The sequence below is a fragment of the Gilliamella sp. B2772 genome (assembly GCF_026536985.1).
GTDB lineage: Bacteria > Pseudomonadota > Gammaproteobacteria > Enterobacterales > Orbaceae > Gilliamella > Gilliamella apicola_E.
In genome coordinates, this window is record NZ_JAFNNB010000001.1 from 697993 (window position 1) to 712440 (window position 14448).

The 14448-nt window shown below is 33.3% G+C and carries 16 protein-coding genes and 1 tRNA gene; 9 read left to right on the forward strand and 8 right to left on the reverse strand.

The window, feature by feature from the left end; translation table 11 throughout:
• Positions 1-195 precede the first annotated feature (195 nt).
• From J3T98_RS03315 to J3T98_RS03330, 4 genes are all read left to right on the forward strand, one after another.
• Complete coding sequence (locus tag J3T98_RS03315; RefSeq protein ID WP_065562134.1) at positions 196-1104, forward strand: glutamate/aspartate ABC transporter substrate-binding protein; 909 nt, start codon at positions 196-198, stop codon at positions 1102-1104.
• Between the two features lie 81 nt (positions 1105-1185).
• Positions 1186-1920 carry an amino acid ABC transporter permease gene (locus J3T98_RS03320; RefSeq protein ID WP_065734340.1) on the forward strand — a complete coding sequence of 245 codons (735 nt, stop codon included), beginning with the start codon at positions 1186-1188 and terminating at the stop codon, positions 1918-1920.
• 1 nt (position 1921) lies between these two features.
• Entirely contained in the window at positions 1922-2623 is a 702-nt protein-coding gene (locus J3T98_RS03325; protein ID WP_065562136.1) for an ABC transporter permease subunit, read from the forward strand.
• Entirely contained in the window at positions 2620-3345 is a 726-nt protein-coding gene (locus J3T98_RS03330) for an amino acid ABC transporter ATP-binding protein (protein ID WP_065562137.1), read from the forward strand. Before J3T98_RS03325 ends, J3T98_RS03330 begins: the two co-directional genes overlap by 4 nt.
• A 50-nt stretch (positions 3346-3395) precedes the next feature.
• Here J3T98_RS03330 and recD read toward each other — a convergent pair whose 3' ends face one another.
• Positions 3396-5246, reverse strand: a complete 1851-nt coding sequence (recD, locus tag J3T98_RS03335; RefSeq protein WP_267362150.1) for an exodeoxyribonuclease V subunit alpha — start codon at positions 5244-5246, stop codon at positions 3396-3398.
• A gap of 24 nt (positions 5247-5270) precedes the next feature.
• Positions 5271-6845 carry a DUF4139 domain-containing protein gene (locus J3T98_RS03340; protein WP_267362151.1) on the reverse strand — a complete coding sequence of 525 codons (1575 nt, stop codon included), beginning with the start codon at positions 6843-6845 and terminating at the stop codon, positions 5271-5273.
• A gap of 228 nt (positions 6846-7073) precedes the next feature.
• Between J3T98_RS03340 and nadR the strand changes: the two genes are divergently transcribed.
• Entirely contained in the window at positions 7074-8318 is a 1245-nt protein-coding gene (gene nadR / locus J3T98_RS03345; RefSeq protein WP_065562140.1) for a multifunctional transcriptional regulator/nicotinamide-nucleotide adenylyltransferase/ribosylnicotinamide kinase NadR, read from the forward strand.
• Positions 8311-9015 carry a nicotinamide riboside transporter PnuC gene (gene pnuC / locus J3T98_RS03350; protein WP_267336797.1) on the forward strand — a complete coding sequence of 235 codons (705 nt, stop codon included), beginning with the start codon at positions 8311-8313 and terminating at the stop codon, positions 9013-9015. Before nadR ends, pnuC begins: the two co-directional genes overlap by 8 nt.
• A gap of 54 nt (positions 9016-9069) precedes the next feature.
• Here the strand turns inward: pnuC and J3T98_RS03355 are convergent, their stop codons facing one another.
• Genes J3T98_RS03355 through J3T98_RS03380 form a run of 6 tightly spaced genes read right to left on the reverse strand, consistent with a single transcriptional unit; the run spans position 9070 to position 12557 of the window.
• Positions 9070-9696, reverse strand: a complete 627-nt coding sequence (locus J3T98_RS03355; protein ID WP_267362152.1) for a protein-L-isoaspartate(D-aspartate) O-methyltransferase — start codon at positions 9694-9696, stop codon at positions 9070-9072.
• A complete protein-coding gene (truD, locus tag J3T98_RS03360) occupies positions 9696-10712 on the reverse strand; it encodes a tRNA pseudouridine(13) synthase TruD (RefSeq protein ID WP_267362153.1) in 1017 nt (338 codons plus the stop codon). Before truD ends, J3T98_RS03355 begins: the two co-directional genes overlap by 1 nt.
• Before the next feature lie 16 nt (positions 10713-10728).
• Positions 10729-11214, reverse strand: a complete 486-nt coding sequence (gene ispF / locus J3T98_RS03365) for a 2-C-methyl-D-erythritol 2,4-cyclodiphosphate synthase (RefSeq protein WP_305054762.1) — start codon at positions 11212-11214, stop codon at positions 10729-10731.
• 12 nt (positions 11215-11226) lie between these two features.
• Positions 11227-11928, reverse strand: a complete 702-nt coding sequence (gene ispD, locus J3T98_RS03370; RefSeq protein WP_416379927.1) for a 2-C-methyl-D-erythritol 4-phosphate cytidylyltransferase — start codon at positions 11926-11928, stop codon at positions 11227-11229.
• Positions 11925-12218, reverse strand: coding sequence for a cell division protein FtsB (ftsB, locus tag J3T98_RS03375; RefSeq protein WP_065562145.1), 294 nt, complete (start codon positions 12216-12218; stop codon positions 11925-11927). The genes ispD and ftsB overlap by 4 nt, the downstream gene beginning before the upstream one ends.
• A gap of 21 nt (positions 12219-12239) precedes the next feature.
• Positions 12240-12557 carry a TusE/DsrC/DsvC family sulfur relay protein gene (locus tag J3T98_RS03380; RefSeq protein ID WP_267362154.1) on the reverse strand — a complete coding sequence of 106 codons (318 nt, stop codon included), beginning with the start codon at positions 12555-12557 and terminating at the stop codon, positions 12240-12242.
• 193 nt (positions 12558-12750) lie between these two features.
• Here J3T98_RS03380 and J3T98_RS03385 point away from each other — a divergent pair.
• From J3T98_RS03385 to J3T98_RS03395, 3 genes are all read left to right on the forward strand, one after another.
• A tRNA-Ser gene (locus J3T98_RS03385) sits at positions 12751-12838 on the forward strand.
• A 549-nt stretch (positions 12839-13387) separates the two neighbouring features.
• Positions 13388-13744 carry a tetratricopeptide repeat protein gene (locus tag J3T98_RS03390; protein WP_267357621.1) on the forward strand — a complete coding sequence of 119 codons (357 nt, stop codon included), beginning with the start codon at positions 13388-13390 and terminating at the stop codon, positions 13742-13744.
• Positions 13745-14043: 299 nt separating this feature from the next.
• On the forward strand, positions 14044-14259 hold the full coding sequence (locus J3T98_RS03395; protein ID WP_267362155.1) for a hypothetical protein: 216 nt from the start codon (positions 14044-14046) through the stop codon (positions 14257-14259).
• Positions 14260-14448: the final 189 nt, after the last annotated feature.

The following is a 14448-nucleotide window of genomic DNA, read 5'->3' on the forward strand; positions in this document are numbered from 1 at the left end:
TTATTGAAATTCAAAAAATTGTCTGAGTTAAATTTTTGTGAAAATCTAGATAAACCTAGGTTGTAGCTTGTCCTTTTAATCGATAAATATACAGTAAAAAGTACTTTTATGATGAAAAATAAGTTATAATATACGCCCTTTGTAAAAATATTAAATTTATTTAATATGATACAAATTAAACAGTAGGAGATGAGTATGAACAAAAAGACAAAATTAACCAAATTAGTGTTATCATTAGCAATGCTTGGACTAATGAGTGGTGCCGCTGTTGCTGAAGAATTAAGTGGTACATTAGCCAAAATTAAAGATAGTGGTGTGATTGTTGTTGGTCATCGTGAATCTTCTATTCCATTTTCCTACTATGGTGAAAAACAAGAAGTTATTGGCTATTCACAAGATTATTCTAATTTAATTGTCGATGCAGTTAAAAAAGAGTTGAATATGCCGGATCTTAAAGTTAAATATTTACCGGTTACTTCTAAAACGCGTATTCAATTACTTAATAACTATACTTATGATTTTGAATGCGGTTCAACTACTAACAATCTTGAGCGCCAAAAGACAGTAAGCTTTTCTGATAGCATTTTTATTGTTGGTACTCGATTCTTAGTGAAAGCAGACAGCAATATTAATAGTATCGAAGATTTAAAAGGTAAAAATGTGGTAACTACTGCCGGTACTACCTCTGAAGTCCGATTAAATCAAATTAATAATAAAGATAATTTAGGTATTCGTATTATTACGCCTAAAGATCATGGTGATGCATTTAATGCCCTTGAAACAGGCCGTGCTGCTGCATTTTTAATGGATGATGCACTTTTAGCTGGTGAACGTTCACGCGCTATCAATCCAGCTGAATGGAAAATTGTTGGCGAGCCATTATCTTACGAATCCTATGGTTGTATGTTAAGAAAAGGCGATACCCAATTTAAACAATTGATGGATAAAGCTATTGCTGATGCACAAAAATCTGGTAAAGCATTAGAGTCTTATAACAAATGGTTTACTCAACCAGTTCCACCTAAAGGTGCGAATATGGCTCTTGAAATTTCACCTAAAATGGTTGAGCTTTTTGCAAATCCAAATGATAAAGCATTAGATTAATACTTTTCATATCTTTCTAATCCAATGTACTAAATGTTTTTGCATTTAGTACATAATCTAATTTAGTGAAATAAATATATTATGAGTTTCAATTGGACACTATTTTTTGAATCCACCCCTTATGGTGATGGAATTTACTTAAACTGGCTTTTTGACGGTATTATCGTTACCGTTTCATTAGCAGTAACAGCTTGGATTATTGCATTCATACTAGGATCACTAGTAGGGATTTGCAGAACTTTAGAAAATAAATTTCTAAATAGCTTTGCTGCCGGTTATATCCAGCTTTTCCGTAATATCCCATTACTTGTTCAGATGTTTTTATGGTATATGCTTTTTCCAGAAATTTTATCTGGTAGCTTAAAAACATGGTTTATTTCTGGCATTTCTCCTAATGTCAGCGCATTTATTACTGCGGCAATCGCTTTAGGTTTGTTTACTTCTGCACGTATTGCAGAACAAGTTAGAACAGGTATTCAAACTCTACCTAAAGGCCAACGTTATGCGGCAATTGCGCTTGGTTTAACCAATCGACAAGCTTATATGTATGTTTTATTACCTAATGCTTATCGTCGTATTATTCCACCATTAACATCTGAAATGACCAACATCATTAAAAACTCATCAGTGGCTTCGACCATTGGGCTTATTGATTTGATCGGTCAAATCGATCGTATTAATGATGCAACTAATAGTATTATTGAAATATTATGTGGCGTTACCATTGCGTTTATGTTGATAAACTATGCTGTGTTAACGATTATGCGTTTTGTTGAAAAACATACACGCTTACCTAATATGAGTCATGGAGGTTAATATGCAAATTTTAAGTTGGATTGCAGATATACCTTCATTGGTTTTAAACAATTATCATTTATTGTTATCTGGATTATGGCTAACAACTAAGATCACCTTTACCGCTGTTGTATTCGGTATTATTTGGGGAACTGTGCTAGCTTTAATGCGTTTATCAAATAATAAAATTTTAAATATTTTTGCTAAATGTTATGTCAATTTATTCCGTTCCATTCCATTACTATTAGTGTTGTTATGGTTCTATTTAGCATTACCACAAGTTATTAAGCATGTGTTTAATTTGCCACCATATGCTGATGTTAGGGTTGTTTCAGCAATGATTGCGTTTGCTTTATTTGAAGCAGCCTATTATTCAGAAATCATTCGTGCTGGTATTAATGCTGTTGCTAAAGGTCAGTATCATGCCGCTTATGCGTTGGGTATGACTAAAGGCCAGGCAATGCGTTTGATAATATTACCGCAAGCATTTAGATCAATGGTACCATTGTTATTAACCCAAGGTATTATCTTGTTCCAAGATACATCTTTAGTTTATGTGATGAGTTTAATTGATTTATTTGGTGCAAGTGTGACACAAATTGGTGTCGTTCAAGGTGGCACAGTTAAGTATTCAATGATTATTTTTGCAGCAATAAGTTACTTTATAATTTGTTATACTGCTTCTCGTTTAGTTAATTATTTCAAGAAAGGGATAAGTAGATGATCTCCTTAGAAAATGTATCAAAATGGTACGGAAAATTTCAAGTATTAAAAAACTGTACTACTAAAGTAGGTAAAGGCGAAGTTGTTGTTGTCTGTGGACCATCAGGTTCTGGTAAATCAACATTAATTAAAACCGTTAATGGTTTAGAGCCTATTCAGAAAGGTAAAATTACGATTGATGGTACTGAGATTACTGATCCATCGACTAATTTAGCAAAACTACGTTCTAAAGTGGGTATGGTGTTTCAGCATTTTGAGCTTTTCCCACATTTGACAATTTTAAAGAATTTGACACTTGCTCAAGTTAAAGTGCTTGGCCGATCAAATGAAGAAGCACGTGAAAAAGCCCTTTCTCTTTTAGATCGTGTGGGTTTGTTAGCACATGCAGATAAATTCCCTGCTCAACTTTCAGGTGGACAACAACAACGTGTTGCGATTGCTCGTGCACTTTGTATGGATCCGATTGTTATGTTATTTGATGAACCAACTTCAGCACTTGATCCAGAAATGGTTAACGAAGTGTTAGACGTTATGGTTGAATTAGCCTATGAAGGGATGACAATGATGGTTGTGACCCATGAAATGGGCTTTGCTCGCAAAGTTGCGCATCGCGTTATTTTTATGGATGCCGGTGAGATCATTGAAGATACATCTAAAGAACAGTTCTTTACTAATCCACAATCTGATCGTGCTAAAGACTTTTTAGCGAAGATCATCCATTAATATATAAAAAGCACCAGCTATTATTAGTTGGTGCTTGCTTAATCTCTTCTTTAATTCTTTTGCGAATAATTTGCTATTTGCTCAACTAATCCACTTTCTCGATCTATTTGACTTTTAACCACGCGCTCTAAAATTTTGGTATCAGCATAAATGGATACTGACTTTTTCGCCCTAGTGATTGCCGTATAGAGTAGAGAGCGATTAAGTAACGGTGAGAATTCAGTGGGTAGTATTATATTTACATGATCAAATTCCGAACCTTGTGATTTGTGTATTGTCATTGCATAGGCTGTTTCATGTTCAGGTAGTCGATAAGGTGAAAAGCCTTTAATTATGCCATCCGAAAAAGGAAAATAGACTCGCAATTTAGAACTATCATGTTTTGCATTTAGTGTAATTCCTATATCACCATTGTATAAACCTAACGATGTACTGTTACGTAAAATCATAACTGGTCGACCGATATACCATTGTTCACGTTGCTTTAAATTAATCAATTTATGTTTAGCTAGTAGCAGTTCAATTTGTTTATTTAATCCTTCTACGCCAAATTTTCCTTCACGTACAGCACATAATAAACGGCATTGAGCAAATTTAGCCAAAACAGCAGCTATATCATTATTTGAGTGATGCCTAATGGCATTTAAATAATCTTTATAATGTTCAACACAGTCTTCTAAAAGCGCTTGGTAGGTTTGACGTGATGAAAGTTCATAATAACTAACATCTTGCAAAGTATTATCAGCAAGTAGCTTTTTAACATTATGATACTGCCCTTCTTTTACTGCATTTGCTAACAATCCAATACCGGATGACTCATTAAATCGATAACTTTTTTTCAGTAAACAGATGCTATCAGCGATTGTTGTTACTGGTTGGTTCGTAATTGGGATGGTATAGCCGGTTAACTTGCTTAGCTCATCGGCTCTTGATTGGCTGTACCCATTTGAAATAAAGTGACATAAGTCTCCAAAGACCGCTCCGGCCTCAACTGATGAAAGTTGGTCTTTGTCACCTAATAAAATTAGTCGAGCAGAAGCAGGTAGGGCTTCAATAATTCTCGCCATCATATTGAGATCAACCATTGAGGCTTCATCAATTACAAGAACGTCGATATGTAATTGGTTATTCTTGTTATAACTAAACGAGCGATTATCAGTTTTTGCGCCCAATAGTCGATGAAGTGTTACTGCTTCGGTTTTAATATTTAATGATTCAAAAGATAGCTGTTCAATTGCTCGCCCTAATGATTCTGTTAATCGAGATGCTGCTTTGCCGGTTGGCGCAGCTGCTACGATTCGTGTTGCCGGGTTGTTTAATACTATTCCAGCTAGAATTTTAGCTACGGTAGTTGTTTTACCTGTACCCGGCCCACCAGAGATGATGGCAACTTTTCGTGTTAATGCAACAGCAACAGCAATCTTTTGCCAGTCAATACTTGCGTTATTGTGAGAAAATAGTTGGTCGAGTATTTTTTTTAAATTGATGTTTGGCGTAATATCCAATTGAGTTTGATTGAAATAGCGTGCAACAAAACGTTCATCTAACCACATGCGTTGAAAATAGAGTTTGTTTTCAATAAAAACTAAAGGTGCTAGTTGATCTCCAAAACTGACAACATGTTTATTAGACGCTAACTTAAGTACATTAATCCAATCGTTATTCGTCGGTGAATTAAGTTCTGACCAGATTTGTGGCTCAATATTTTCTAATCGAGTAAGATCAAGGCACACGTGCCCTGCTCTTACTTCCATACTTAAGGATAAAACTAAAAAAGCAAAACGTTTAGCAATGACTTCATCTTCACAATCAATTTTATTAACCAAAAATTGAGCCAAATGGAGATCTAATAAACTGATCTGACTATTTTGCTTAAATTGTTCTAACCATGTAATTAACATACTTTATACTTTGTTTTATTCGGTTTATAAACCATATATATCTCGTTCTTTACCATCTGGATAAGTGATTTTAAAACTTAGATTAAGGTTTTTACTTTCACTTGGGTTTAAGGTGAATTGCCACGTTAATAATCCGGTTTGTTTGTCATATTTTGCGCCATCATATTTGGTATCATTAAGTGTTACCGCTTTATTTAAGATAACAGGTAGTTGATCCTTCACAATAATATTTATTGGCAACGCTTTGGTATTTTTGACATCGATAGTATAAGCATATTTTTCTGAAACATCATTACCAAATAGTGTAGGAGTCGAGGTCTCTTTTATATTACGATTTCGAGAAACTAAGATATTTTTATCACGCCCTAATGAAAAATCCAATGAGCCTTTATTATTTTTAGTTGAAATGATAGTTTCCCCCATAAAATCACCACTGAAAAAGATATTGGCTTTTCCTGATAATAAATTCAGCTTATCCCAATCATTTATTTGCGCTAGTAAGTATACGCTACTATCAAATTTTGGTATTGAAACATATTGGTAATTTGCTTTAACATCTTTAGTTTGTAATGTGATTATGTTACTTTTACTATCGTTTTTGATTGTATAAGGTAATTTGATATCAAAATGGGTATTGATACCTAATGTATTAACATTGCCAATTTGACTAGGATTAACAAATTGCGATTTGACGTCACGTTCATAGTACTCTTGTTTTTCAGAGCTGGAAAAAAATAAACCGCTTTTTTCATAAACGTCAATGTACCATGGATTAAAATCTGGTGGAGTAATATCTTTGCTCGGATTAGATGTTGATAAACTAAAATCAACATCTTGCCAATCTAAACCAGTGTTTTGGTGGATTTCTGCTTTATATGTTAATTGGAGTGGTGAATTGATATCCGCTACTCGCACATCATAAGCTGGTTCCCAACCTGCTTTAGTTGTGATATATGAAAGCGTGATAGGTAGCGTTATATCTTTGTCAGAAGCGACTTTGACTATAACGGCATTGTGTAGTTTTCCATTGTTAGTTTGCTTTTCATCTAGTTGTTTTTGATATTCGCTTATCTGCTCGTCTAACTGAACGACTTCTTTTTGTAATCGATTTTGTTCATTTAACGATGTGGTCATATTAGTTTTCACAAAATCTAATACATTTTTCATTGCTGTTAAGTCATCAGGTCCTTTTTTAGCTAAAGTATCTAAACGGTTACCTTGTAAAAGTAAAATTTGTTCCTTAACAGCTTTGAGTTGGATTTCTACTGTATCGCGCTTTTCTTGTAATTGTTTCTGTTTTTCAATAATTGATTGAATATCTTCGGCGTTACGAATGTTAGCCAGATATTTATCATTAAATGATGTAGATAATACTCGGACATCACTATTATTATCAAAACCTACATTGATTGTATTTGGTTTAACCTCATTAGCAATACCAGTTAATACTATTTCACTTTCACCTTTAGTTAATGAAACAGTTGACTGACCTTGTAATTCTGCTCCCTGAATAAATAATGTCACTTTATTTAATTTAACGTTATTATCTGCCAAAGCACTACCTGAAATTAATGCAATTGCTAATGCAATTTTTTTCATTGAATTATTTCCTTATATCATTCTGATTTTAATTATTAAATTATAGATGTTACTTAAAATGAAGATTGCCTATTTTTAAGATTATAAAAGTATCTCCTATTTTATATTTAATTACTATTAGATTTAAATTGATTAGGCAAAATTATTTTCCTTGTTTAATATATTGAACATTTATTAAAAATGATGTAAATTTAGTTCCAGATAAAAAACAAAAGGTAAGGAGGCGATATGAATGGTTTTAGTTATTTAAAAACTGCCATAAAACGCAAAAATTTATCGTTACAGACAGTTGCTGATGCCTGCCAAATGACCAAAGGTTATTTGAGCCAATTAATTAATGATAAAATCAAAAATCCTAGTGCTCAAAAATTACAATCACTACACCGTTATTTGCAAATTGATCCCAACAGTAAACATAAAAAGGTAGGTGTCATTTTTGGTAAGTTTTATCCATTACATACCGGACATATTTATCTTATTCAAAGAGCGATTAGCCAAGTTGACGAACTTTATGTGATTCTTTGTTCCGATACGATGCGAGATATGGCACTATTTAAAGAAAGCGCAATGTCACGCCAACCAACAATTAACGATAGGATTCGTTGGTTATTACAAACGTTTAAATATCAAAAAAATATCCATATTGAACTTTTAGAAGAAGACGGTATTCCTTCATATCCAAATGGTTGGAATGAGTGGAGCGATCGCGTTAAAAAGTTATTCAAGGAAAAAGGCATCAATCCTAGTTGCGTTTATTCGAGTGAACCACAAGATGTAGCGATGTATAAAGATTTATTCGATTTAGATACTGTGCTTATTGATCCTACCCGCCGATTTATGCAAGTTAGTGGTACACAAATTCGTCAAGCGCCTTTAAAAAATTGGCAATATATTCCAACTGAAGTTAGACCGTTTTTTGTACGAACTGTTGCTATTCTTGGTGGAGAATCGAGTGGTAAATCAACATTAGTTAATAAGTTAGCCAATATGTTTAATACCACTAGCGCTTGGGAATATGGTCGTGATTATGTGTTTTCTCAACTTGGTGGCGATGAACGAGCATTGCAATATGCTGATTACGATAAAATTGCATTAGGACATGCACAATATATCGATTTTGCTATCAAACATGCGAATAAAGTGTCGTTCATTGATACTGATTTTATTACCACGCAAGCATTTTGCAAAAAGTATGAAGGTAAAGAGCATCCATTTTTACAAGCCATGATCAACAACTATCGCTTTGATTTAGTTATTTTATTAGGTAATAACACGCCTTGGGTTGCTGATGGCTTACGTAGTTTAGGAAGTCCAAAACAACGGAAAGATTTTCAGCAACTACTAATCTCATTATTGAAAAAGAACCATATCAGCTATGTTCAAATCGACTCATCTGACTATGATGAACGTTATTTACGCTGTATTGAATTAGTCAATCAACTTATTAATGATAAGAGTATTAATTATGAATAATTTAAGAGATGTTATCATCGCTATTGGACGAAACAAGTTTTATCCACTATTTTGTATTATCTGCGTCACCCTTGCATTTTTGTATACTGATCCATTTAATAATTTCAATTTACGCTATGCCGTATCGTATGCTGGTGCATTTTTGGGATTATTGTGTGTCATTTTATTAGCTAAACGAAAAAACTTAGGAAATGTGCTGGGAATGCTTGCTGTAGTAGCTGAGTGTTGTGCCAATTTTCTTGGTGGCAATATTGGGGCTGGCTTACCTACTTTTTACTATTTTGGTTCACATATTTATGGATTATTTACTTGGCAAAAAAATCTCGATCAGAATAAAAATGTTAAAGTTCGTTCCTTAAATGAAAGTGCATTTTTATATGCGTTGATATTTTTAATTGTTGCAGCATTTTTTAATATCTATTTAACTAACGAAATCGGTGCGAGCAATACTTCATATCAACTCATTACAAATTGCTTTATATTTGGCTTAGGTGTAGTTGCGCAACTATTATTAATGATGAGATACGCCTTCAATTGGTATTTGTGGGTGTTGTTAAATGTATTAGTGATCGGTTTGAATATTTATACTGACAATATTGTTATTGCAACTCAATATTTAATTTACCTATTTAATGCATTATACGGTATTTGTGAATGGAAGCTTTCAGAAGAAAAAGCAAAAGAAAATAAATTATAGAGAACATTCAATCAAAAAATAGAAAATAATTGATTATTTTCTATTTTTTGCGATTTATTCAACATCCCCATCAACAAGCGGTACAAATTTTACTTCCCCAATATTTGTAGTTATAAAATTGTCTCCATCACGCTCAATTAATTGTAACGTTTGTTTGTTTTTACCAACAGGTAAAACTAAGCGCCCTTTGTCAGCAAGCTGTTCTAGAAGGCTTTGAGGAACTTCTGATGCTGCAGCAGTAACGATTATGCCGTCAAATGGACCTCGTTCAAGCCAACCTTGCCAACCATTACCATGACGAGTTGAGATGTTATGAATATCAAGTTGCTTTAATCGCCGTTTTGTATTCCATTGTAAACTTTTTATTCTTTCTACTGAGCAGACATGATCAACCAGCTTGGCTAGTACTGCGGTTTGATATCCTGAACCTGTACCAATTTCAAGTACTTTGGCTGTCGGCGTTAACCTTAGTAATTCAGTCATTTTGGCAACGATATATGGCTGAGAAATGGTTTGACCGCTACCTATTGGTAATGATCGGTCATCATAAGCTTGATGAGAAAGCGCTTCATCAACAAAATTTTCACGCGGTATTGAAGCTATAGCATCTAAAACACGATCATCTTTTATTCCCTGCTGGCGCAATAAATTAATCATAGCCTGCATTTTTGAATTTTGCATTACTCATTTCCAATTATCAATTCGCGTAAAACACTTGTAGCATAGCAACCAGAAGGTAAGTAGAAATTGATTTCAATATCATTTTCGCCTATCCATTGCCATTTAAGTTGCTCGGGGCGCAATAATATTGAGCGCCTGATTGTTTCCATTCGTTCTTTCTTGAATAATTCCTCAAAGCAAGACCAATGTTTTAAACAATTTGTTTCAAATTCTAATGCAACTGATGTTGTGCCCAATGGCGAATCACCAACCATTGGTGCAGTAATATTAATTTCGCCATTTTGCAAACGTTGTTGTAAAAGTGATAATTCATCAGTTTTAGACAAAAACCAACTATTACTTTTAGATAGTTGTAATATATCACCATCGAGCACCGTTTGCTGAATATTTTGTTTAATTCTTTGGCTGACAATATCATTAAAAATAGCACTACGAGCAGCAGAAAGATAAAAACCTCTTTTTTTACGATCTTTAACTGATATTTCGCCAGTTGCCCATTTTATTGCTTGGGTTATGTTATTTTGATCTCGTCCAAATCTTTGCTCACCAAAATAATTAGGGACACCATATTGTTTAATTGTGTTTAATTTAGGCTCAATATTATCAGTTAAGTTTCTTAAAATAATTTTAAAACGGTTACCTTTTAAAGCACCTATTTTCAATTTTTTATTATGGCGAGTAATTTGCAATATTCGACAGCCTGCTAAGTCAAATTTTGAAAAATCAGGTGTTTCTTTACCTGGCATATGTAAGCTAAACCATTGCTGGGTAACTGCTTGACGATCTTTAAGACCAGCATAACTGACATTTTTAGCTGAAATACCGACATATTTAGCTAATTGTTCGGCGACAAAGACCGTATTGCAGTCTTTCTTTTCAAGATAAACTAAAACATGTTCACCTTCACCAGTAAGCTCAAAACCAAGCTCTTCAATAACGATGAAATCTTCAAATTGCTGTTTATATAAACCATGAGTTGTCGGTTTACCATAAAAATAATTAAGTTCTGCTAACACTTATTTTGCCTATCGTTTATTTTGTATTTGTTTTTTTTGCTAATAGTACTACTGCCTCACAAGCTATCCCTTCTTTACGACCTGTAAAACCTAGTTGTTCGGTGGTGGTTGCTTTAACACTAATTTGATCAAAATGTACATTCAAATCTTCAGCAATATTAACGCGCATTTGATCTACATGAGGTCTCATTTTAGGTTCTTGGGCAATAATAGTTGTATCTAAATTAACTAATTCATAACCTTTAGATTGAACAATTTGGTAAACTTCTTGTAATAACAATCGGCTATTTATATTTTTGTATTTGGGATCATTATCAGGAAATAGTTTACCAATATCGCCCAAAGCTAATGCGCCAATTAAAGCGTCAGTGATAGCATGTAAAACTACATCGCCATCAGAATGAGCAATAAGTCCATATTGATAAGGAATTGTTACTCCACCTAGGATAATTGGTCCTTCCCCACCAAACTTGTGTACATCAAATCCATGACCTATTCGCATAATCTACCTATATTAAATTTGATTAGTTAAATAAAACGTAGCCAAGCTTAAATCTTCTGGGCGAGTAATTTTTATATTATCTCGACGACACTCAATTAATAATGGATGACCACCACAATACTCTATCGCTGATGCTTCATCAGTGATGGCGACATGATTATTTAAAGCCTTACTCAAACATGCTTTAAGTTCACCAGCATTAAACAACTGAGGTGTAGCAGCACCCCATAAATATGTACGATCCACAGAGTGGCTAATGATATTGGCATCATCTGTATAAGCTTGCTTGATCGTATCACTGAGTGGGGTTGCCAATATTCCACCTTTGTTTTCATGTAAAACTCGATTTATTAATTTAGTGATATCTTCATGACTAACACAAGGCCTTGCGGCATCATGGACTAATGCCCATTGATTTTCAGCAACTAAGTTTAAGCCTGCTAAAACAGAGTCAGCACGAGTTTCACCACCATAAGTCACTTTAACTTTTGATGCAACGTCAAGTGTTTTAAAAAGCTTATCTTCTTGGTTTATCACCACTACTACTTGACTGATTTTAGGGTGGGTTAATAATTTTTGTAGGGTGTGTTCTAAAATGGTCATTTGACCAATTTTTAAATATTGTTTAGGTAATTGACTATCCATGCGACAACCAATTCCTGCGGCAGGAACGATTGCGATAATATCACTATTATTTGCCACGTAATACCTTATTGTTGTGAGTTGGAATCAATAATTATTCGATAAAAATACTCATTAGGTTTAACCATACCCAAATGACTTCGAGCTCGTTCTTCTATTGCTTCATAACCTTTTTGTAAATCTTCAACTTCAGCAAACATCTGTTCGTTGCGAGCTTTTAACTTATCATTCTCTTGATGTAGGTTTTCAAGCATTTGCACATTTTCTTGGTAATCATAAAAATTATTTTTACCATACCATAATGAGTACTGCAAATACCCTAATACAAGAAGTAATATAAATGGGAGTTTCCATCTAATCATGAGTATAATTGTTCTCTTAACTTAAATACATTTCACAGGTTTAGGTAAGCCTGCAAGTTTAGTTGCTTGTTTAGCTGGTCCGTCAGGAAATAATTTATATAAATAGCGACTATTACCTTTTTCTGGACCAAATTTTTTCTCCATTGCTTTAACTAACGCACGGATTGCTGGTGATGTTTTATATTCTAAATAAAAATCACGAACGAATAAAATGACTTCCCAGTGAGCATCAGTTAATACAATAGACTCTTTAATAGCTAATTCAGACACCAAATCAGCAGACCAATCCTGCCAATTTTTTAGATAGCCTTTTTCATCGGTTTCTATTTGATTTAACATTTTTCAAAACATGGTTTGATATTTGCGGTGTATTATACTCAAATAATAAGATTCCAACACTAATTTTGGTAAGTAAACCATATCAATTTACCTAAATTGACCCGAATTTGGCGAAAATTAGAGCAGTTGATGAAAAATATTAAATTAGCTATTTACAAATAAGTCCGTCTCCTTTAATATTCACAGCCATTGCGGAAGTGTGGCTGAGCGGTTGAAAGCACCGGTCTTGAAAACCGGCGAGGGGCGACCCTCCCAGAGTTCGAATCTCTGCGCTTCCGCCATCTTTCCTAGAGATTAATCAAATAGTTACAATTCAAAACTCAATAAATAACTCTCTTCCAAGATATATGACTTAGAATTAACTTAGAATATAACATATCTATTTTCCCTAAAATACCTGTTTTACGTACAGTGAAAATCATCATCAATTTTTTTGCTGGGGTAAAACTCATACCATTTTTAGCAAATTTCTGCGATCCGCTTTCCAACTTTTCACTTCAATTCACACTCCAGAAAAATATTAGTTATGATGAATAAAACTAATTAATCTTTCATAACATGATCACAATAAACTACACAAAACAATTTACATACTAACCGACCCAGACACCGATTCAATTTACGATTGCGAAAATGATTCGTATTTGATTTTTCCTCTCTCTCGATATACACAATGACTGGTAGTGCTTTTATCGGAATAACGGATTAAACAAAATCGGAATTTTTGAATCGTATCAAGATGAGGTAGAGTATGTTAAGTTGAAGATTGAAGATAAATCTTTTAACTGGATATGATTTAATAATCATCTTATTAATTATTGAGATCAACCATGAAAAAAATAATAGCGATATTTTTTATCTTATTTTCGTTTAGTGTTTATTCTTATGATATTGATGAGTTAATTAAGAAAGCAAACAACGGAGACGCAGAAGCTCAAAATAAGTTAGGTAAGATATATTCTGATGGCAACAGTACAATTACAGATTATGAGAAGGCTATAAATTATTATAAATTATCCGCAGAGCAAGGTAATTTATATGCTCAACACAACTTAGGCGTAATGTATTATTTTGGCCAAGGAGTACCTAAAAATTTATCTATTGCAAAAGAATGGTTTAAAAAATCTTGTGACCAAAAATTTGTAATTGCATGTGGTTATTATAAAAAATTAAATAAGTTTAATTAATAACTTGACCTGCACCGTCGGTTAAAACTCCCGAAATTTTTGCCATAATTTTAATTTCTCCAGATAATAAAAAACCGCTACTAAAGCGGTTTTTTTATTTTTTTAATGTCATAAGCGTAATGATGTCGGGAATGCCCGTTTTATGATGTTTATCGCTCTCGTGCATACTAACACTAAATGTTGCGTGCGCGGAATGACAAACATAATATGTGTTGCTAGCAATATGGTTATAATTTATTGTTTCCATTGTTTTTACCAAAACAAATCTACCATTAGTATTATCGAATGTAACAACCAGCATGGTTATTTATGAAATTATAAGCTTAAATCAGAGTTTCTACGCAGCAAATAAACTTTATAAATTATTACCCTATCTTAAGATTGATGAGTTAATTATTAAAAAGGCAGGGGCTGATCAGGCTAATCTTTTAGAAGATTACTTTGGAATCTTTGAAAATAAATTCGTGCCAGTGCTGAAGAATTTAAGAAATAATGAGTTAGATAATATTAAATGATTAGATTATTAACATTTATGTTCTTTTGCTGCATTTCAGCTAATTAGAACAATTAAAATGCAAAAAATACTGACAGATATCATGCAAAGGTGTATGAAAAATTATTTTTTTATACAGCAACTACTATACAATCTGTCATCAGATAAGATGATCATCTGGAGTTGCAATAGGAAATGATCACTTAAACCA